The following is a 20118-nucleotide window of genomic DNA, read 5'->3' as shown; positions in this document are numbered from 1 at the left end:
GGGACATATATGCGAGACAGCCACCGGGCCGATGCGGAGCGGCTGTTGGTTCGCGCGGTGGAGGAAGAGGTACGGCGCAGCGGGGGGCGGAGTGACGGAGGTGCTCTGCTGGCGCGGGGGCGGGGTGCGCTGGACGCGCTTGCCGAGGGGGCCGGGGAGGAGTACGCCGCGTATGTGGCCGCGCTGGACGCCGCGCAGGCCGAGGAGCGGCCGCTCGGCGAGCGGTTCAGCCGGCAGGCGCTCGGAACGCCCGTGCTGGTCACGGCCGTTGCCGCCGTCGCCGCCGTGTGCGCCGACGCCGCTTTCGGTACGGCCGCGGGCACGGCGCTCGGTGCCGGGGCCGTGGTGGCCGTCGCCGGTGCGGCGGCGACGGTGGGGAAGGTGACCGCTTCCCACTGGCCGGCCGCGCATCGCAGGGCAGCCGCAGCGGGGCAGCCCGGCGGGGTCGAGCAACTGCGGTTGCAGTGGCTGACGGCCCTGGACGTACGGGGCATCCGGCCCTTCCTCGACCAGCAGCGGGTGCTCGTGTCGGCGACCCAGCGCCGTACGAAGAAACCGGCGACCACCCCGCAGCTCAGAGGTGGCGACCGCAGCGCCGCAGCGCGCAGGCGCTCCGTACTGGAGCAGTCTTTCGGCCATCTTCCGCAGCCGGAGGGCCCGTTCGCCGGGCGGCGCGGCGAGCTGGCGCAGATCGCGCAGTGGGTGCACGCGGCGCGGGCCTCGACGGAGACGAAGCCGACGGTGGTGGTGCTGTACGGCGACCCCGGGTCAGGGCGGACCACGCTCGCCGTACGGGCCGCGCACCAGTTGCGGGACCAGTTCCGCGGCGCGTGCGTCGTGGACATGCGGGGCGGCGGCGCGCTCGGCGAGGCGCCGCTGTCGACGCGCGACGCGCTGCTGCATCTGCTCAACCGGCTCGGCGCTCCGCGCGAACAACTCCTCTTCCGCGAAGGGTCGTCCACCGACCAGCAGGTGCGGCGGCTCGGTGAGCTGTACCACAAGCATCTGACCGGGCTGCCGGTCACGGTCGTCCTGGACGACGCTGCCGACGCCGAGCAGGTGCGCACGCTCATACCCGAACGCTCCGACAGCCTCGTGCTGGTGACGGCACGGCAGCGGATCGACCTGCCGGCCGACATACCCGCCTGGGTGCACCAACTGCCGGTGCAGGCGCTGGACGCGGCGGGCGCCGAGGAGTTGCTGCGGGAAGCGGCCGAGACACCCCCGCAGGGCGCCGACGGGCCGTACGACGCGCAGTCCGTCGACCGGGTGGCCGAGCTGTGCGGCGGACTGCCGCTCGCGCTGCGCGTCGCCGGGTCCTCGCTCGGTGCCCGCAGCGCCCACCAACTCGCCGCCGACCTCGCGGCGTACGGCCCGGTCGAGCCGGTGGAGCGCGCGCTGTGGCTGCGCTACACCGACCAGAGCGACCAGAGCCGGCGGCTGCTGCGCAGACTGGCACTGGCGGGCCGCGCCTCGCTGGGCGTCGCAGCCGCAGCGGCGCTGCTCGCCACGGACGAGCAGGAGGCGGGACGGCTGCTGACGGCGCTGTCCCGGGCGGGCCTCATCGATCACGTACGCGGCCGGCGCTACCGACTGCACGACGTCGTCAGGACGTTCGCACTCGCACGGCTGCTGGACGAGGAGGCGACGGCGGAGCGTACGGCCGCGCAGGAGCGGCTGATCCGCAACTACGGCGAACTCGCCGACTCCGTGATCCGGCTCGTCGACGGCAACACCTCCACCCGCGCCGACCTGTTCAGGACGGCGGCAGGCGCGCACGGCTTCAACTCGCCCGACGCGGCGCTGCGTTGGCTGGACGAGGAGTCCAGCTTCATCACGGCCGCGCTGCGCCACGCGGAGGGCGTCGACCAGGAGACCGTACTCAACCTGCTGGGCGCGCTCTGCGATTACTGCCTGCTGCGCGGCGACCTCTACCGGCTCGGTGAGATAAGCGAGTTGTCGCAGGCGGTCGGTCAGGGACTGCTGGCCCGCTCCGTCCAGTGGCGTACCGGTATCGCGGCCCGCCAGCTCGGCGAGCTGGACAAGGCCCGTACGACGCTGACGTCCGTGGTCGACCTGTACCGCGAGGCGCAGCACGAGGCGGGCACGGCACGCGCGCTCTGCTCGCTCGGCATCACCCTGCACCACCAGGGCAATCTGACCGAGGCATCGGCCAAGCTCCGCGAGGCGATGGCACTCCAGTCCGGCGTCGAGCTGGCGGCCGACCGGGCCTGGACACAGCACGCCCTGGCGGCAGTTGAGCGGGACCGCGGCCAGATCGCCGAGGCGCTCACGCTGCTCGCCAACGCGCTGGACCTGCACCGTACGAGCGGGTCCGTGCACGGCGAGGCCTGGTCGCACTTCCAACTCGGCCAGGTGTGCCTGCGGATGGGCGACGTGTCGCGCGCGCAGGACGAACTGCGCGCCGCGCTGGCCCTGTACGACACGACTCGCGACAACCGCGGCGAGGCGTGGGCGCTGACCCAGCTCGCGCGGGCCCGGCTGGTGGCTGGCGATCCCGAGCCCGCCGTCGACCAGCTCCGGCAGGCGCTGGCCAGGCACCGGGAGAACGAGGACGCGCGCGGCGAGGCCTGGACCCGCTACTACCTCGGCCAGGCCCTGGAGGAGGGCGGCGACCGCGACCAGGCGGTACGCGAACTGGAGCGCGCCCGCACGATGTTCTCCCGGATGCGCGACGTGTACGGGCTGGCCTGCGCCCGGCACCACTCGGGCCGGGTCACCCGCGACCAGCGGGCGGCCCAGACCGGCAATCTGCGCAACTCCGGTTTCGCCCGTCAGCTCCTGGTCGACGCCCGCGCCGACTTCCACCGGATCGGGGTGGCACACGGCGAGGGCTGGACCTGTCTGGAACTCGCCATCATCGACGCGGGCAACAGCCGGGCCGCCCAGGCGCTGCGGCTGTGCGACGAGGCGACGGCGCTGTTCCTGTCGTACGACGACCTGCGCGGCGCCGACTGGGCGCGCTTCCTGCGCTGCACGCTGCTGCCGTACGCCTCACCCGGCGGTACAGAGGTGGGCGCCGTGGTCGCCGAACAGGAGCTGTCGGAGCTGGTCAGGGCCGGGCACGCCACCCGGGACGGCAAGCTGGCCGACTGCGCCGAGACGCTGACCGTCATCCTCCAGCGCGGCGTCACGCTGGAGGACGGCTGGCAGGCGTGGCGGCTCGGTCTCGTACCGGACAGGCACGCGCGCGAGGTGATGGGCGTACCGGTCGCGGCGACCTCGGCGTAAGCGTCTGCGGCGTAAGCGACCTCGGCGTAAGCATCCGCGCCGCCGGTCGCGTGGCCGTCCGCCGGCTGCGTGGCCGTCCGCCGGCCACCGTCCGCGTACCCCCGACGACCCCAGGACCCCGCCGTGCGGGCTCCTGGGGTCAGGCGCGACGCGTCCGCGCTACTCGCCGTGCGGCGTCTTGACCGGCTCCGGCTGAGGCTGCTGCCGCTGTTCCGACGCCGACGCCGACGCCGAGGCCGATGCCGCGGATTCCGGTGACTCCCCGCGCGCGGGCGCTTCCTTGAAGTCGACCTTGCCCATGTGCCGGTTCATGCTCTTCATCAGCATCCACACACCCACCGCCATCACCGCGAAGACGACGAATCCGAGGACGCCGGGCGTCACCTTGTTCTCGTCGAGATCGGCGGCGAGAGGAACGAGATGCGTCACTGCCTGGTTCGCATACATATCAGGCATTGTCGCGGATGCCCGCGAAGAGGTCGCTCTCGGGGATGGATGTATCGACGAGCGACTTGCTCAGCTCGTACTCCTCCGTCGGCCAGACCTCCCGCTGCACGTCCATCGGCACGCGGAACCAGCCGCCGTCCGGGTCGATCTGCGTGGCGTGCGCGAGCAGCGCCTTGTCGCGGATCTCGAAGAAGTCGCCGCACGGCACGTGCGTGGTCAGCGTCCGCTCACCGCGGTCGGACTCCTTCCAGCGCTCCAGCCACTCCGCGTACGGCGACTCCAGCCCCCTGGCGAGCAGCGCCTCGTGCAGCGCGACCGTGCGCTGCCGGTTGAAGCCCTGGTTGTAGTAGAGCTTCTGCGGCTGCCAGACGGGCCCGAACTCGTCCTCGGGGTACTTCTCCTTGTCGGCGGCTCCGTCGAAGGCGACCACCGAGATCTTGTGGGTCATGATGTGGTCCGGGTGCGGGTAGCCGCCGTTCTCGTCGTACGTCGTGACGACCTGCGGCCGGAACGCCCGGATCGACCGGACCAGCCGGCCTGCCGCCTCGTCCACGTCGGCGAGGGCGAAGCAGCCCTCGGGCAGCGGCGGCAGCGGGTCGCCCTCGGGCAGCCCCGAGTCGACGTAGCCGAGCCACTCCTGCTTGATGCCGAGGATCTCGCGCGCCTCGTCCATCTCTTTCCTGCGCACCTCGTGGATGTTCGCCTCGATGTAGGCGTCACCCTGGAGTTTGGGGTTGAGGATGGAGCCGCGCTCGCCCCCCGTGCAGGTCACGACCACCACGTCCACCCCCTCGGACACGTACTTGGCCATCGTGGCCGCACCCTTGCTCGACTCGTCGTCGGGGTGGGCATGTACGGCCATCAGTCGCAGCTCGTCAGTCATGACAGTCAAGACTCGGTCCTCAGTGATTCGTCGCGTCGGGCGGCTTCTATAGTGACGGATATCGGGGGCGGTAAAATTCCGGCTGCCCGACTCCGAGAGGAACGATCATGGCTGTGGCGCGCGCGGAGGCCACTCAGTCCCCTCGGCCCCCCCAGGGCCGCTACGGCCGCTCGCCGGACGCGCGGGCCGACCGCAAGCTCAAGATCGCGGGTGCCGTGCTCGGTGCCGTCGCCCTCGCCGTGATCGCCTGGTTCGGCTACCACTCCCTGGCAGATCAGAGTGTCGCCGGGGAAATCATCAAGTACAAGCGCGTTTCGGCCGCCGAGATCCAGATCCACCTCGAAGTGCGCAAGGGCGCGGACACGACCGGCTCCTGCACGGTGCGCGCCCTGGACGTCAACCATGAAGAGGTCGGCCGCAAGGACGTCCGTTTCGACGGGAAGAAGACCCGGATCGACGAGATCGTCGCTCTGCGGACCACGGGTGAGGCGACGGCGACCGAGCTGGTGGGCTGTTCGAACGACTGAACCCCGGCGGAAGCACGGCCGATCCAGGCCCGGCCCACGGTCGGCCCACGGCTGAACCCGCCGTACGTCCCGGCGCTGACCTGCGGTGACGTAATTCTGACGGCATTCGTCCTCCCCCTTGCGCCACGAAATTGTTAGGCTCGTGGTTTCGCCCACCCGAGAAGGCACAATCTTCTGGGTAGGGCGTTGCTTTGTATTCCCAGTACCTACGAGGAGCACCTGTGACCCAGACCAGCGAGAACGTCACCTGGCTCACCCAGGAGTCGTACAACCAGCTCAAGGCCGAGCTGGATCACCTGTCTGGTCCCGCCCGCACCGAGATCGCCAAGAAGATCGAGGCCGCGCGCGAGGAGGGCGACCTGCGCGAGAACGGCGGGTACCACGCGGCCAAGGAGGAACAGGGCAAGCAGGAGCTCCGGGTCCGCCAGCTCACTCAGCTCCTGGAGAACGCGAAGGTCGGCGAGGCCCCCGCGGACACCGGCGTCGTCGGCCCCGGCATGGTCGTCACGATCGCGTTCGACGGTGACGAGGACGACACCCTGTCCTTCCTGATGGCGTCGCGCGAATACGCGAGCACGGACATCGAGACGTACTCCCCGCAGTCGCCGCTCGGCTCGGGCGTGAACGGCAAGAAGGTCGGCGAGAACGCGGAGTACGAGCTGCCGAACGGCAACAAGGCCTCGGTGAAGATCCTTGCGGCCAAGCCGTACACGGCCTGACCCTGGAGATCGCCCGGCAGACAGCGAATCTGCGGAAGACAGCGAACAGGGGCCGTACCGCGCCAGGATGCGACTGACGCGGTACGACCCCTGTCGTACGTCTGTACGGTCCGGCGTACGCGTCCGGCATGCGCGTCCGGCATACGCGTCCGGCGTACGCTCAGGCCGTCGCCGAGCGGTACTTGCGCACCGCCAGCGTCCGGAACACCGCGATGATCACCAAGGACCAGATCACCGACGCCCACACCGGATGCTCCATCGGCCAGGCGCTGGACTGCGAGACCCCCGGATTGCCGAACAGCACCCGGCTGGCCTGCACCGTAGCGCTGAACGGATTCCACTCCGCGACCGGCTGTAGCCAGCCCGGCAGATTGCTGGAGTCCACGAAGGCGTTCGAGATGAACGTCACCGGGAACAGCCAGATCAGCCCGCCCGACGTGGCGGCTTCCGGGGTCCGTACGGACAGGCCGATCAGCGCGCCGATCCAGGAGAACGCGTAACCGAGGAAGAGCAGCAGCGCGAAAGCGCCGAGCGCCTTCGGCACACCGTTGTGGATGCGCCAGCCGACGAGCAGCGCCACGCCCGCGAGGACGATGACGGTGAGCGTCGTCTGGACGAGGTCGGCGAGGGTACGTCCGGTCAGGACGGCGCCGCGCGCCATCGGCAGTGAACGGAACCGGTCGATCAGGCCCTTGTGCATGTCGTCGGCGATACCGGCGCCGGCGCCCGCGGTGGCGAAGGTGACCGTCTGGGCGAAGATGCCGGCCATCAGGAAGTTGCGGTAGACGGTCGGGCTGATGGTGTTGCCGACCTGGAGCGAGCCGCCGAAGACGTAGCTGAACAGCACCACGAACATGATCGGCTGGATCAGGCCGAACAGGATGATCTCCGGAATCCTGGTCATCCGGATCAGGTTGCGCTGGGCGACGACCAGCGAGTCCCTGACGGACTGGAAGATCCGGCCCCGCTGTGCGGGCGGTGCGGGCCGTGGGGTGTCGGTCGTGGCGCTCATTCCCCGCCCTCCTTGCTGTCGCCGCTGTCGCCGCTGTCGCCGCTGTCGTTCCTGGTTTCCGCGGAGCCGGACGTCGCCGCGGCCTGTTCTCTGTTCCGCTCCTCGGCCTCCTCCTTGTCCCGCTCCTCCTCGGCCGCGTGGCCCGTCAGCGAGATGAAGACGTCGTCCAGGGTCGGCCGGCGCAGTCCGATGTCGTCGATCTCGACGCCCCGCGTGTCGAGTTCCCTGATGACCTCGGCCAGCAGCTTCGCGCCGCCGGAGACCGGGACCGTCAGCTTGCGGGTGTGCTCGGACACGGCGACCGACCCGACACCGCCCTTGCCGAAACCGCCCAGCACCGTACGGGCCGTCTCGACCTTGTCGCGGTCATGGACGACGACCTCGACGCGCTCGCCGCCGGTCTGCGCCTTCAACTGGTCCGCCGTGCCCCGGGCGATGACCTTGCCCCGGTCGACGACGCAGATGTCGTGCGCGAGATGGTCCGCCTCTTCCAGATACTGCGTGGTCAGCAGCAGGGTCGTACCGCCGGCGACCAGCTCCTGGATGATCCCCCAGAGCTGCTGCCGGTTGCGCGGGTCGAGCCCCGTCGTCGGCTCGTCCATGAACATCACCGGCGGCGAGACGACCAGCGCCGCCGCCAGGTCGAGCCTGCGGCGCATACCGCCCGAGTACGTCTTGGCGGGGCGGTCGGCCGCGTCGGTGAGATGGAACCGCTCCAGCAGCTCCACCGCCCGCGCCTTCGCTTCCCGCGCCTTCATCTGGTAGAGCTGGCCGACCATTTTCAGGTTCTCGCGGCCGGTCAGATACTCGTCGACCGCGGCGAACTGCCCGGAGAGGCCGATCGAGCGGCGGACCTCGTTGGGGTACTTCAGTACGTCGATACCCGCGACGACGGCCTTGCCGCTGTCGGGCTGGAGCAGGGTCGTCAGTACGCGTACGGCTGTCGTCTTGCCCGCCCCGTTGGGACCGAGGAGCCCCAGGACCGTTCCTTCTGGGACATCTAGATCAACGCCGTCCAGAGCCCTTACGTCGCCGAAGGTCTTCACCAGACCCTCGGCGTAGATGGCGCCCGGCATGTGGGTTCTCCCGTTATTGGCGATGTTGGCGATATTGGCTGTTTTTTGGCGATGTTGGCGCTATTCGTCTCCAGCCACTTACGCAGAGCTTAGATTCGGCGGTTCTTCCCGCGTCACTCATTTCCACCGCCGCCCCGCCCCGCGCCGGAGACCGGAGGGGACGGCACAGTATCGCGATACATCGCGACCCACAAGCGATTAACTCGGGCGGCTAGCCGAGGATTGTGTAGCCCGCCGTCCGCAGCGCCGTCGCGACCTCCGTGCAGTGCTCGGGGCCCTTCGTCTCCAGATGGACCTCGACATCGGCCTCGCCGAGACCCAGCCGCGGATCGGTCCGTACGTGACTGACGTCCAGGACGTTCGCGTCGGCCACCGACAGCACCCCGAGCATCGTCGCGAGCGCGCCGGGCCGGTCGGTCACGCGCAGCCGCAGACTCAGATACCGGCCGGCCGCCGCCATGCCGTGCCGCAGGATCCGCTGCATCAGCAGCGGGTCGACGTTGCCGCCCGACAGCACAGCGACCACCGGCCCCTTGAACGCCTTCGGGTCGCTCAGCAGCGCGGCCACCGGGCTGGCGCCCGCCGGTTCCACCACGAGTTTCATGCGTTCGAGACAGAGCAGCAGCGCCCGCGACAGCGCGTCCTCGGAGACCGTACGGACCTCGTCGACCAGCTCCTGGACGATCTGGAACGGTACGTCGCCGGGGCGGCCCACCCTGATGCCGTCCGCCATCGTCTGCGGCGCGTCGATCGCCATCGGGCGGCCCGCCCTGAGCGAGGGCGGGTACGCGGCGGCGCCCTGCGCCTGCACCCCGATCAGCTTCACATCGGGCCGCAGCGTCTTCAGCGCGACCGCCATCCCGGCGGCGAGACCACCGCCGCCGATACCGACGACCACGGTCTTCACCTCCGGGCACTGCTCCAGGATCTCCAGGCCGACAGTGCCCTGACCTGCGATGATGTCCAGGTGGTCGAAGGGGTGGATAAAGACGGCGCCGGTATCGCGCGCGTACTCCTGCGCAGCGGCCAGGGTCTCGTCCACGACTTGCCCCGCCAGCCGCACCTCGGCGCCGTACTCACGGGTGGCCGCCACCTTGGGCAGCGGCGCCCCCATCGGCATGAAGACCGTGGACCTGACGCCGAGCAGGGTGGAGGCGAGCGCCACCCCCTGCGCGTGGTTGCCTGCGCTCGCCGCGACGACGCCCGCCGCGCGCTCCTCGGGCGAAAGCCCGGCGATCCGGACGTAGGCGCCGCGCAGCTTGAACGAACCGGTCCGCTGGAGGTTCTCGCACTTCAGATGGACGGGGGCGCCGACGAGCGCGGTCAGATGCCGGCTCCCCTCCATGGCGGTCATCCGGGCCACGCCGGAGAGCATCTTCTGCGCTCCCCTGATGTCGTCGAGGATCAAGGGACTGGCGTGGCTGGACGTACCGAAGCTCATGACGGCCAGTCTCGCAGCTCGCCGGACGGTCGGCCGCTTGTCCGTCTGTGCGCTGGTCCGTCTGTACGTCTGTCGGACTGCCCGCTCTTCCGTCTGTCCGTCTGTCCGTCTGTCGGCCTGTCCGCCTGTCCGCCTGTCCGCCTGTCGGTAAAGAGAAAAGAGACTGGTCCGATGTCGGAAAGTAGGCTGGTCCGAACTTCGCGGGTTTGTCCCGGGCCGGTACGTCCACGGCCCGCGCCGCGTACTCTGTCCCCCACCAGTCGACCACCGGACGAGAGAGCCCCCAGCCATGCCCCCCATTCAGGACATGACTTCCGCTGCTTCGACCTCCGACGAGGCCGCAGCGGGACCCTCTGGCGCACCGGGTGAGGACGGTCTCCTCGATGCCCTCCAGCATCAGGTCGCCGTCTTCGCGCGCCGCGCCGAACAGACCCGGCTAGGCGGGGTCGGTCAGCTCCGCAACTCGATGGACCGGGCGGCCTATCTGCTGCTCAACCGCCTCGACAACGAAGGCCCCATGGGCGTCAAGGCCCTCGCCGCCGGCATGGGCATCGACTCGTCGACCGTCACGCGCCAGGTCGCTCCGCTCGTGGACACCGGCCTGGTGAAGCGCACCTCGCATCCGGAGGACGGCCGGGCCGTCGTACTCCAGCTCTCCGAGCGCGGTCACGTCCGGCTCGACGAGGTACGGGCGTCGCGGCGCAAGCTGATGGCGCAGGTGACCAACGGCTGGGCGGAGGAGGAGCGGGAGGCGTTCACGGCCCTGCTCACCAAGTTCAACGGGGCACTGTCGGCCCGGCAGGCGCGGCTCAGCCCGGCGGAGGGCGGCCCCGATCCGGTCGACCCGGCCGCCGACCAAGCCGCTGATCAAGCCGCTGATCCCACAGGCAATCCCACAGGCGAACCCGCAGGCGATCCGACGCGAAGGACCGACGCCTCCGGCGACACCTCGGCCGCCTCGGACGAGTGACAGAGGTACGCCCTCTTGACCCCGGCCCGTAGCGGCCCTCATATGAAAGCGTGGGAGAGCGTCGGACGGCCCTGGACAGCCGTCGCGCCCGGGAGTTCGAGTCGTTCCTGGCGGGTGCGGCCGGCCGGCTGCTGCATGCGGCGCATCTGCTCACCGGTGAACCTCCCGACGCCGCGCCGCACGCCCAGCGGCTGCTGACCGCCGCGCTGGCCGCCACGTACGCGGACTGGGACCGGCTGCGCGGCGAGGACCCGTACGTACGGGCCCGGCAGGAACTCGCCACCCGCTTCGCCCGCAGCCTCTGGCCCCTACGATCTGGCCGGTCCTGGCGCGCAGGCCGGTCCGGGCGGGCAGGACGGTCCTGGCGCGCCGGTGTGCTGGGGGCGCTCGGCCGGCAGGAGCGGGTCGTCCTGGTGCTCCGGGTCTACGAGGGCATCGGCGAGGAGCAGACGGCGGCGATGATCGGGCTGCCGGTGGAGCGGGTGCGCGTCATCTGCGCGCGGGCCGTGGCCACGATGCGCAAGACGGCGCGTGACGGCGCGCACGACGCGGCTCGACAGGGCGTGCGGCCGGCCGCCGGAGCCGCGGAGGCCGTCTCGTGATCAACTCCGAGCGCAAGGAGGCCGAGGTCCGCCGGATGCTGGACCTCCCGCATCCGGCCGTCCCCACCGATCTGCTGCTGCGCGCGACCGCGCGCGGCGCCCGGATGCTGCACAGGCGCCGTGCGCTGCGCCGGGTGCTGTGGACGCTGCTGCTGGCCGCCGCGGTGGCCTTCGTCGTCTGGGCGGCGGCCACGTACCCGTGGGAACCGCCGCCGACGGAGATGACGCCGCCGCCGTTCGGCTTCTGACGCCAGACGCCTGACGCCTGACGTCTGACGCCTGACGCGACAGCGCGGGCCGCACCGGCCCGCACCACCACAGAGCCGGTTACTTCCTTACTTCCCGAGCGCCTGCGTCAGGTCCGCGAGCAGGTCGTCGCCCGACTCGATCCCGACCGACAGCCTGATCAGGTCGGACGGCACCTCCAGCAGCGAGCCCGCCGTCGAGGCGTGCGTCATCCGGCCGGGGTGCTCGATCAGGGACTCGACACCGCCCAGGGACTCGCCGAGCGTGAAGAGCTTCGCGCGGTTGCAGACCTCGACCGCCGCCTCCTCGCCGTCGGTGATCTGGAACGACACCATGCCGCCGAAGCCGTTCATCTGCTTGGCCGCGACCTCGTGGCCCGGGTGCTCGGGCAGGCCCGGGTAGAGGACCTTCGAGACGCGGGGGTGGGTGGTGAGCATCTCGGCGACCCGGGCGGCGTTCGCGCTGTGCCGGTCCATCCGGACGGCGAGCGTCTTGATGCCGCGCAGCACGAGCCAGGAGTCGAAGGGCCCGGCGATGGCCCCCATCGCGTTCTGGTGGTAGGCCAGTTCGTCGGCCAGCGCTTCGTCGTTGACGACGAGCGCGCCGCCGATGACGTCCGAGTGCCCGCCCATGTACTTCGTCGTCGAGTGGACGACGACGTCGGCGCCCAGCTCAAGGGGCTGCTGGAGGTACGGGCTGGCGAAGGTGTTGTCGACGACCAGCGTCACCCCTGCGGCGTGCGCGACGCCGGACAGGGCGGCGATGTCGGTGATGCTCAGCAGCGGGTTCGAGGGGGTCTCGACCCAGATCGCCTTCGTACGGGGCGTGATGGCGTCCCGCACGGCGGCGGGGTCGGAGGTGTCGGCGACCGACCATTCGACGCCCCACCGGGAGACGACCTTCGCGAACAGCCGGAAGGTGCCGCCGTAGGCGTCGTTCGGGATGACGACGTGGTCGCCGGGTGACAGCAGCGTACGCAGCAGGCAGTCTTCGGCCGCGAGACCCGAGGCGAAGGCGAGACCGCGCCGGCCGCTCTCCAGGGCTGCCAGGTTCTCCTCAAGCGCGGAGCGGGTGGGGTTGGCGCTGCGGCTGTACTCGTAACCGCCGCGCAGACCGCCGACGCCGTCCTGCTTGTACGTGGACACCTGGTAGATCGGGGGGACGACAGCGCCGGTGACGGGGTCGGCCGTGTTGCCCGCGTGGATGGCACGGGTCTCGAAGTTGTACTGACCGGTGGGGTGCTGGTGGCTCATGGGCCCCGAGCGTAGTCCCGGAAGGACCGTGCTTGTCGCCGTTGGCCACGGCACGGACAGCCGTGGCGCCGCTCCCCGGCACGCACAGTGACCACGGGATGGCCCGCGTCGGCGTCCGGGACAATGGAGCCATGGAGATTCTCTGGTTCCTGATGGCGATGGCCCTGCTGGCCGCGATCATCGTCCCGTACGTACGTCGCAGGCGCGGCGGAATCGCCGGCGGCATCCGCCAGGTGGCGCCCGGTTCGCCGGACGCGGCCGACCCGGCGGCGTACGGATTCCTGCGGCAGGAGGAGCTGGACATCCGGCTGCCGGGGCCGGACCAGGACCTGCTCGACGTGCTGGACGTCGTCCAGCACACCCAGGACTGGCACGCGGCGTCCCAGTTGCTGGCCGCGACCGGCAAGGACGACGAGATCCGCTGGCAGCGGGTGCAGGCGTTCGCGGGTGCGGCTTCGCTGGAGTTGCAGCAGCGGCCGGGGGTGGGCGGTTCGTGGCTGCGGTCGTGGCGGGCGCAGTCGCCGAAGGACGCGGGCGGGGCCGCCGTACACGCGGAGTTCCTGGTGCAGCAGGCGTGGCGGTCGTCGGCGGCCGGCAGCGACGACTTCCGGATCATCCTGGAGGAGGCGCGTACGGTCTGCGGCGATGCGGCCCTGCTGGCGCCGGGCGACCCCGTTCCGTACATCGTGGAGCTGGCCGTGGCGCGCGGGCTCGGCTATCCGCACGAGCAGTTCGACGAGCTGTGGGCGAAGGTCATCGACCGCGCGCCCGCGCACATGGGCGCGCATCTGGCGGCGCTGCACTACTGGTGCGAGAAGTGGCACGGCTCACGCGAGGAGGCGGACCACTTCGCGACGACAGCGGCGGCCCGCGCCCCGCGCGGCTCGCTGCTGGCGGCGCTGCCGCTGTTCGCGGTGTACGAGCACCTGCCGGAGGTCAATCTGGTACGGAGCTTCTACCAGAGCGAAGTGGTGACGAAGGCGATGGAGGGCGCGCTCTTCGCCGTGCACGCGGCGCGCGAGAACGACCCGCTGCTGCCGCACGTACGGCACCTGCTGATTCTCTTTCTCGTACGCTCGGAGCGGTGGTCGGAGGCGATGAACCAGCTCGTACGGGTCGACGGCCATGTCGGGGCGCTGCCGTGGACGTACGGCGGGGACCCGGCGGCGGAGTACGCCGTGTACCGGGCGCTGGCGGTGGCGGGGTACGAGGCGAGCGGGGGAAGCCCGGCGAGCCTGCCGCGATAGCCCGGAGAACCCGCCCCACCCCAGCGACAGGAACCAGGTAGACCGTGTCCCGCATCATCCCGCTGATCCTGATAGTCATCTGTGTCTTCCTCTGGTACCGGTCGCGGCGCAGCACCGACCGGGTGCTCGCCGCGATGGTCCCGGCGGCGCCCGGCGAGCAGTCGGCGCGCTCGCGCGAACTCGGCCTGCTGCCGCCGGACGAGCTGGACACCACGCGCGCCGCCCCGCGGGCACCGGAACTGTCGCAGGCCCTGACCGCGGCGGGGACGGGCGACTGGCACCCGGCCGCCGCGCTGCTCGGTTCGACGGCGGACGACCGGGAGCTGCGCTGGCTGTACGTCCAGGAGCTGGCCACGGCAGCCGCCGCTGACGACACCTGGCTGGGCGCCTGGGAAGCGGCCGAGGCCAAGAGCGCGGACGCGGCGGTCGTACGGGCGGCGACGACCCGCGCGGACGCGGACATCGCTCGGGCGAAGGAGCTGGACCCGGCGGACCCCACGCCGTACGTGGTGGAGCTGGGCACGGCGGACGCGGACCTGGACCGCGTCTGGCCGGAGCTGCGCACCCGGGCCCCGCACCACTTCGGCGCGCACCTGGCCGCGCCGGGCTACGAACCGGCCGCCCGCGAGGCGGCGCAGGCACCGCCCGGCACGCTGATGTCGGCGTTCCCGCTGCTGGCCTGGTACGAGGAGCACCAGGACGCACCGGCGGACACCCCGGAGCTGCGGTCCCTGACGGACCGGGCCCTGATGGACGCGGCAGCGGCCCCCACCACCCACCCGCACCTCCCCGAACTGCGCCACCTGCTGGCGTACTTCCTCTACCGCCAGTCCAGGTACGACGCGGCACTGGAGCAGTTCCGCCTGGTGGACGGCCACGTGAACGCCCTCCCCTGGAACAACGGCAACACCCGCCGCCGCTACCTGACGGCCCGCGAGGAAACGGTCCAAAAGGCCCACACCACGACCCCGGCGCATCGGCCCACCGCAGGCTGACCACCGTAGTCAGGTGATGTCGAGGACCGCCTTGCCGTGGAGGCTGCCTTCTCGCATTGCTGTGATGGCTTCGGCGGACTCGTTCCAACTTCCGCGCCAGGAGATGCCCGGGTTCAGGGTTCCGGCCGTGACCTGGTCCGCCAGCCAGGTCAGGGCTGGGGCGAGGTCGGGGTGGGACAGGAGGAAGAAGCTGGCGATCGAGCGGTTGTGGCGGCCCTGGTCGCCGAAGAGGGCGCCGTAGGGAAAGTGTTCGGGCTCGCCCGCGCTGTGGCCCAGGGCGACCAGTGTGCCGTTCTCCGTCAACTTGCCGTAGGACTGGACCAGTTGCTCGCCGCCCACCATGTCCAGCACCGCGTCCGCCGGGGCGTCCAGGCGGGTGGGGCCCGCGATGACCTCGTGGGCTCCCAGGGTGCGCAGTTCTTCGCCGTGCGTGCCCGGGTCTCCGGTGGAGGCGATCACGTACGCGCCGCTCTGGCGGGCGAGTTGGACGGCGTAGCGGCCGACTCCTCCTGTGGCGCCGGTGATCAGGACGCGGCGGCCCAGCAGGGGGCCCGTTCTGCGGAGGGCGAGGAGGGCGCTGGTGGCGGCCACCGGGATCGTGCTGATCGCGCCGAGGTCGGCGGTCGGGCTGACCGGGGCGAGCAAGTGCGTCTCCACGGCGCGCAGTTCCGCCCAAGCGCCGTCGGTGCCGAGCGTGACCACGGGGGTTCCGGCCGGGGGACCGGAGCCGTCGGCTGCCGCGCGTTCGACCACGCCCGCCGCGTCCCAGCCGAGCACCGCGCCGTCGGGGGCCGCGCCCACGCCGTGTTTGACCTCGCCCTGGTTGAGCGAGGTGGCGGCCACCCGTACCAGCGCCTGGTGCGGGCCCGGCAGCGGGTCGGGGGCCTCGCCGACCCGGATACCGGCAGGGGCGGTGCGATCGACGAGCAGGGCGCGCATGGTGAGCACCTTTCGGTCGGGATCTCTCACGGCTTCTCTGGGTTCATCCGCATCGTATGCCACTCAGTGGCATTAGCCTACGGGCGGCATTCGCTCCGGCGGTACGATCCACCCGTGACCAGCCCCGCGACCCCGCCGCGCCCCTCACTGCGCGAGCGCAAGAAGCAGCACACGCGCCAAGCGCTCATCGACTCCGCCCTGGAGCTGTTCGGCGAACGCGGGTTCGGCGGTGTCACGCTCGACGAGCTGTGCGACACGGTCGACGTCTCCAAGCGCACCTTCTTCCGCACCTTCACCAGCAAGGAGGACGTCGCCTCCGCCCCCACCCAGGACATCTGGCTGGCGTTCCTGGCCGAGTTGGAGACTCCCGAATCCGGTCGCGCAGTCGCAGCTCCGCCGCTGCTGGAGGTCATGCGCGACGCGCTGCTCGCCGCACTCACGCGCGTCCTGTCCGACGACGGTGCCGAGCGGCGCATCCTGCTCAGCAGGCAACTCGCCGAGCGGACGCCCTCCATGGACGCGCACGGCCTGGAGTTCTGCGCGCGCACCACGGAGCGCGCGCTGGAGATCCTGCACCGCCGGTTCGACCTGCCGGAACGCGGCGACCCGCGCCCCCGGCTCGCCGTCGACATGCTGCTCGCCGCGTTCCACCTCGCGCTCACCGGCTGGGCCGCGCAGCCGGCCGGTACCGACCTCGGCGCGCTGTTCCGCGAGACCGTCGCCGCGCTCCCCGGCAGCCTGACGCTCACCGCGCCGCAGCGCTCTGCCGTCGGCGAATCTGCCGCAGGCCGAGAACGCTGACGCGGCGGGGTCCGCGCGCGGAAGGTGGAGGGGTCTCAGCGTCCGGGCCGGCCGGCCCGGACGCGGCGAAGGAGGACCCATGTACGTACGTGCCGCCGGCGACGGCGATACGCCCGCCACCCAGTTCGACGACCATCTGGCAGCGCAGTTGCTCACGCAGCGCATCATCGTCCTCGGCACACAGGTCGACGACGTATCCGCCAACCGCGTCTGCGCCCAACTGCTCCTGCTGTCGGCCGAGGACCCGAAGACCGACATCAGCCTCTACATCAACAGCCCCGGCGGTTCGGTGACGGCCGGGCTCGCGATCTACGACACGATGCGGCTCGTCCCGAACGACGTCTCGACGCTCGCCATGGGATTCGCCGCCAGCATGGGCCAGTTCCTGCTCTGCGTCGGGCAGCACGGCAAGCGCCACGCCCTGCCGAACGCGCGGATCATGATGCACCAGCCGTCGGCCGGCATCGGCGGCACCGCGGCGGACATCGCGATCCAGGCCGAGAACCTCGACTTCACCAAGAGGGCGATCGAACGGATCACCGCCGAACACACCGGGCAGAGCCCGGAGACCGTCTCGCGCGACGGGGACCGCGACCGGTGGTTCACCGCCGAACAGGCCAAGGAGTACGGGATGATCGACCGCGTCGTCGAGTCGCTGGACGACGTACGGCCCGCCGGTTCGCGGCGAAGGGCGGGGCTGTGATATGAGCCAGTACACGATTCCCACCGTCGTCCAGCGCACCCCGCAGGGCGAGCGCGCGTACGACATCTACAGCCGGCTGCTCTCCGAGCGGGTCATCTTCCTCGGTACGGAACTGGACGACGGCGTCGCGAACGTCGTCATCGCCCAGCTCTTCCATCTGGAGTTCTCCGACCCGGAGCGGGAGATCTCGATCTACATCAACTCCCCCGGCGGCTCGTTCACTTCGCTCATGGCCATCTACGACACGATGAGCTACGTCAGCGCGCCCGTCTCGACGTACTGCGTCGGGCAGGCCGCGTCAACGGCCGCCGTACTGCTGGCCGGTGGCGCGCCGGGGCGGCGGTTCATCCTCGAACACTCGCGGGTGCTGCTGGGGCAGCCGGCCAGCGGCGGGCAGCAGGGGACCGTGTCGGACCTCAGCCTCCGGGCCAAGGAGGTGCTGCGGATCCGCTCCGAGGTCGAGGAGGTGCTGTCCCGGCACACACCGCACGACGTCGCGACCCTGCGCGCCGACATGGACCGCGACAAGGTGTTCACGGCGCGCGAGGCCGTGGCGTACGGGCTCGCCGACGAAGTGCTCAGCCGGCGCCGGGCGTCAGGCGGCTAGCGAGAGCACCTGGCCCTGGCCCGGACGGGTGGCGGAGGTGCCGGTACGCCGAGCCGTCACCGACGTCACCGGCCTGACGCGGTCGGCGGCGGCAGTCAGCCGGATCAACTCGACCCGGGCCAGGTCCAGCAGATCGGCGAGACGCAGCCCGAGCGCGTGCGCTGCGGCGGCGAGCACCTCGGACGACGCCTCCTTGCGGCCGCGCTCCAGCTCGGACAGATACGGCAGCGAAATCCTCGCCGCCTCCGCCACCTCCTTGAGCGTGCGCCCCTGCGCGAGCCGTTCACGGCGCAGCACGTCACCGACCACATCGCGCCACAGGGGCTCTCTGACCGCGCGGGCGGCAGCCGGGCGCAGCGGGATGACGCGGGCGTGGTTCGGCGCATGACTGGTCACCTCCCCAGAGTAGGAGGGACGCGCCGGGCCGGCAGCCGTGTTCTGCCGCCGGCGAAATCAACTCGCGGACGGCGGCGCCGTCGGGTGCCGGCCGTGTCCGGATGTGATCCTGCGCACCCGCAACCAGGTCACCCGCGTAAGGAAGGGGTGTTCGGCGTACGTGCCCCTTACCTTCGCCTAGTCTCGGTGCGGTGCGGACGATCGAAGAGATGAGACAGAGCGGGCAGCGCGACAGCCCCACGAGACGCGACGCCGCGGCTCGGCGCAAGGCCGTCGCGCGGCGCGCCGTTCACCGGCTGCGGGTGCCGCTGATCGCGACGGCCGTCGTCGTACCGCTGTACGCCGTGTGGGCGGTCCTGCTCGCGACGGGCGGCGGCGACCTGGCGGCGCAGTTCGCCTGGGCCGGGTTCATGCGGCGGCACCCCGCGACCCCGTACGACCTGTCCTGGTACGGCGGCACGCACACCGCCAACTACAGCCTGCTGGCGCCCGCGCTGATGGCGGTCTTCGGCGTCAAGGCGGTCTCGGTGGCCGCCGGGCTCGCCGGGAGCTGGGGCATGGCGCTGCTCTTCGTACGGGCCGGGGTGCGGCGGCCGCTGTGGCCGGCGGTGCTCGCCGCGCTGGTCCTGTGGTGCAACGTGGCGTCGGGGCGTACGACGTTCGCGCTCGGGGTGGCGATCGGCCTGTTCACCCTGCTGTACGTCCGGCGGACGGTGCTCGCGGTGCTGCTCGCCGCGCTCACCGCCGCGGCGAGCCCGGTGGCCGGGCTCTTCCTGGTCGTGGCGGGCGCCGCGTATCTGCTGGACCGCCGGTGGAGGCAGGCGGCGGTGCTGCTCGTACCGCCGGCCTTCGTGGTCGGCACGATCTCGGTCCTCTTCCCCTTCCAGGGCGAACAGCCTATGGGCCCAGGCAAGTTGGTGATGCCGCTCATCGCCTGCGCGGCCCTCGGCCTGACCGCGCCGCGCACCTGGCGGCTCGTGCGGTTCGGCACCGCCGTGTACGCGGCGGGGGTCGTGCTGACGTACGCCGTCACCTCACCGATCGGGACGAACGTGGAGCGGCTGGTGGGGCTCGCCGGGCCGCCCCTGCTGCTCGCGGCGCTGCTGACGCGCGGTGTCAGCCGGGCGCACTTCCTGTCCTTCGTCCGCTCGCCGAGTCTGCGCCGCGCGGTGCCACGGGCCGTGCTGGTGGCGGCGGTTCTGGTGAACACCGGCTGGGTGATCAACAAGACGGACGACGACCTGCGGGTCTCCAACACCGTGCCCGCCTGGGCCGAGCGCAGTGCGGGCGTGGCGGCGGCGCTGCGGCGGCTCGGTGCCGAGCGGACCAGGGTCGAGGTCGTCCCCGCGCGCGACCACCGCGAGGCGGCGATCCTCGCGCCGCACATCAACATGGCGCGCGGCTGGAACCGCCAACTGGACGTGGTGCGCGGCCGGGTCTTCTACGCGGGCCCGCTCACCGCCGAGACGTACCGCGGCTGGCTGGACCGCTGGGCGGTCGGCCTGGTCGTCCTGCCGCACGGCACCCCCGACGGCCCGGCCGAGGCCGAGGCCGCCGTCGTACGCTCGGAGCCGGACTGGCTGGAGCCGGTGTGGCAGGACAGCGGGTGGACCGTCTACCGGGTACGGGACGCGGTCCCGCTGGTCTCACCGCCGGGCTCCGTAGCGCGGAGCAGCGAGGCGGACCTGCTGGTACGGATGCCGGTGGCGGGTTCGGTGACGGTACGGATCGCGTACTCGCCGTGGCTGCGGGCGAAGGGCGCGTGCGTGGCACGCGCGGGCCACTGGACCCGCCTCACGGTCCCCAAGGCCGGGGACTACCGGCTGAGTTCGACCTACCGCCTGCCGAGGGACGGCGGCTGCACGAAGCCCCCGAAGGCGGCGGCGCGGCCGACGGCGCCGCAACCGAGCGCGCGGCCGGCCGCGCGCCTGTCCCGGCCGGCCCTGTGACCACGTCGGATCGCTGATCCGCTGTTCTCACCGCAGGTGCGGGCACGCGGCAT

19 protein-coding genes and 1 pseudogene are annotated in these 20118 nt (G+C 71.5%); 12 read left to right on the top strand and 8 right to left on the bottom strand.

Annotated features, from left to right (window positions below; genetic code table 11):
• The first annotated feature begins 9 nt into the window (after window positions 1-9).
• The gene (locus tag ACZ63I_RS22260; protein WP_469340716.1) at window positions 10-3252 is read left to right on the top strand and encodes a tetratricopeptide repeat protein; all 3243 of its coding nucleotides are present in this window, start codon (window positions 10-12) and stop codon (window positions 3250-3252) included.
• Window positions 3253-3411: 159 nt separating this feature from the next.
• Here ACZ63I_RS22260 and ACZ63I_RS22255 read toward each other — a convergent pair whose 3' ends face one another.
• Both ACZ63I_RS22255 and mca read right to left on the bottom strand, forming a co-directional pair.
• A complete protein-coding gene (locus ACZ63I_RS22255) occupies window positions 3412-3699 on the bottom strand; it encodes a hypothetical protein (RefSeq protein WP_469340715.1) in 288 nt (95 codons plus the stop codon).
• Between the two features lies 1 nt (window position 3700).
• On the bottom strand, window positions 3701-4582 hold the full coding sequence (gene mca / locus ACZ63I_RS22250) for a mycothiol conjugate amidase Mca (protein ID WP_469340880.1): 882 nt from the start codon (window positions 4580-4582) through the stop codon (window positions 3701-3703).
• Between the two features lie 107 nt (window positions 4583-4689).
• On the opposite strand from mca, the gene ACZ63I_RS22245 reads away from it, so the two are divergent.
• Both ACZ63I_RS22245 and greA read left to right on the top strand, forming a co-directional pair.
• The gene (locus ACZ63I_RS22245; protein WP_469340714.1) at window positions 4690-5109 is read left to right on the top strand and encodes a DUF4307 domain-containing protein; all 420 of its coding nucleotides are present in this window, start codon (window positions 4690-4692) and stop codon (window positions 5107-5109) included.
• Between the two features lie 221 nt (window positions 5110-5330).
• Entirely contained in the window at window positions 5331-5828 is a 498-nt protein-coding gene (gene greA, locus ACZ63I_RS22240; protein WP_041985159.1) for a transcription elongation factor GreA, read from the top strand.
• Window positions 5829-5988: 160 nt separating this feature from the next.
• Here the strand turns inward: greA and ACZ63I_RS22235 are convergent, their stop codons facing one another.
• The 3 genes from ACZ63I_RS22235 to ilvA form a co-directional block, all read right to left on the bottom strand.
• Entirely contained in the window at window positions 5989-6840 is an 852-nt protein-coding gene (locus ACZ63I_RS22235; RefSeq protein WP_469340713.1) for an ABC transporter permease, read from the bottom strand.
• The gene (locus ACZ63I_RS22230; protein WP_469340712.1) at window positions 6837-7916 is read right to left on the bottom strand and encodes an ATP-binding cassette domain-containing protein; all 1080 of its coding nucleotides are present in this window, start codon (window positions 7914-7916) and stop codon (window positions 6837-6839) included. The genes ACZ63I_RS22235 and ACZ63I_RS22230 overlap by 4 nt, the downstream gene beginning before the upstream one ends.
• A 211-nt stretch (window positions 7917-8127) precedes the next feature.
• Entirely contained in the window at window positions 8128-9357 is a 1230-nt protein-coding gene (gene ilvA / locus ACZ63I_RS22225; RefSeq protein ID WP_469340711.1) for a threonine ammonia-lyase, read from the bottom strand.
• A gap of 289 nt (window positions 9358-9646) precedes the next feature.
• Between ilvA and ACZ63I_RS22220 the strand changes: the two are divergent.
• The 3 genes and pseudogenes from ACZ63I_RS22220 to ACZ63I_RS22210 all read left to right on the top strand — a co-directional run.
• Window positions 9647-10180 (top strand): annotated as a pseudogene (locus tag ACZ63I_RS22220) (MarR family winged helix-turn-helix transcriptional regulator); the annotation flags it as partial.
• A gap of 197 nt (window positions 10181-10377) precedes the next feature.
• Window positions 10378-10929: a sigma factor-like helix-turn-helix DNA-binding protein gene (locus tag ACZ63I_RS22215; RefSeq protein ID WP_469340710.1), complete on the top strand. Its 552-nt coding sequence runs from the start codon at window positions 10378-10380 to the stop codon at window positions 10927-10929.
• On the top strand, window positions 10926-11177 hold the full coding sequence (locus tag ACZ63I_RS22210; RefSeq protein WP_469340709.1) for a hypothetical protein: 252 nt from the start codon (window positions 10926-10928) through the stop codon (window positions 11175-11177). The genes ACZ63I_RS22215 and ACZ63I_RS22210 overlap by 4 nt, the downstream gene beginning before the upstream one ends.
• Before the next feature lie 87 nt (window positions 11178-11264).
• Here the strand turns inward: ACZ63I_RS22210 and ACZ63I_RS22205 are convergent, their stop codons facing one another.
• Complete coding sequence (locus ACZ63I_RS22205; RefSeq protein WP_469340708.1) at window positions 11265-12428, bottom strand: cystathionine gamma-synthase; 1164 nt, start codon at window positions 12426-12428, stop codon at window positions 11265-11267.
• A 131-nt stretch (window positions 12429-12559) separates the two neighbouring features.
• On the opposite strand from ACZ63I_RS22205, the gene ACZ63I_RS22200 reads away from it, so the two are divergent.
• Together ACZ63I_RS22200 and ACZ63I_RS22195 are read left to right on the top strand one after the other, a co-directional pair.
• Window positions 12560-13675, top strand: coding sequence for a hypothetical protein (locus ACZ63I_RS22200; protein ID WP_469340707.1), 1116 nt, complete (start codon window positions 12560-12562; stop codon window positions 13673-13675).
• Window positions 13676-13719: 44 nt separating this feature from the next.
• Complete coding sequence (locus ACZ63I_RS22195; RefSeq protein WP_469340706.1) at window positions 13720-14670, top strand: hypothetical protein; 951 nt, start codon at window positions 13720-13722, stop codon at window positions 14668-14670.
• A 9-nt stretch (window positions 14671-14679) separates the two neighbouring features.
• Here ACZ63I_RS22195 and ACZ63I_RS22190 read toward each other — a convergent pair whose 3' ends face one another.
• Complete coding sequence (locus ACZ63I_RS22190) at window positions 14680-15609, bottom strand: zinc-binding dehydrogenase (RefSeq protein ID WP_469340705.1); 930 nt, start codon at window positions 15607-15609, stop codon at window positions 14680-14682.
• A gap of 114 nt (window positions 15610-15723) precedes the next feature.
• On the opposite strand from ACZ63I_RS22190, the gene ACZ63I_RS22185 reads away from it, so the two are divergent.
• From ACZ63I_RS22185 to ACZ63I_RS22175, 3 genes are all read left to right on the top strand, one after another.
• Window positions 15724-16410 (top strand): TetR/AcrR family transcriptional regulator, encoded by a 687-nt coding sequence (locus ACZ63I_RS22185; RefSeq protein ID WP_469340704.1) that lies wholly within the window; start codon window positions 15724-15726, stop codon window positions 16408-16410.
• Between the two features lie 79 nt (window positions 16411-16489).
• Window positions 16490-17113 carry a ClpP family protease gene (locus tag ACZ63I_RS22180; RefSeq protein ID WP_469340703.1) on the top strand — a complete coding sequence of 208 codons (624 nt, stop codon included), beginning with the start codon at window positions 16490-16492 and terminating at the stop codon, window positions 17111-17113.
• Between the two features lies 1 nt (window position 17114).
• Complete coding sequence (locus ACZ63I_RS22175; protein WP_469340702.1) at window positions 17115-17720, top strand: ClpP family protease; 606 nt, start codon at window positions 17115-17117, stop codon at window positions 17718-17720.
• Here ACZ63I_RS22175 and ACZ63I_RS22170 read toward each other — a convergent pair.
• Window positions 17709-18116, bottom strand: a complete 408-nt coding sequence (locus ACZ63I_RS22170; protein WP_469340701.1) for a helix-turn-helix domain-containing protein — start codon at window positions 18114-18116, stop codon at window positions 17709-17711. The genes ACZ63I_RS22175 and ACZ63I_RS22170 overlap by 12 nt on opposite strands.
• Before the next feature lie 209 nt (window positions 18117-18325).
• Between ACZ63I_RS22170 and ACZ63I_RS22165 the strand changes: the two genes are divergently transcribed.
• The gene (locus ACZ63I_RS22165) at window positions 18326-20065 is read left to right on the top strand and encodes a hypothetical protein (RefSeq protein ID WP_469340700.1); all 1740 of its coding nucleotides are present in this window, start codon (window positions 18326-18328) and stop codon (window positions 20063-20065) included.
• Window positions 20066-20118: the final 53 nt, after the last annotated feature.

Source organism: Streptomyces sp. NPDC087906 (assembly GCF_055584925.1).
This window is presented reverse-complemented; position numbering and strand designations above follow the sequence as displayed.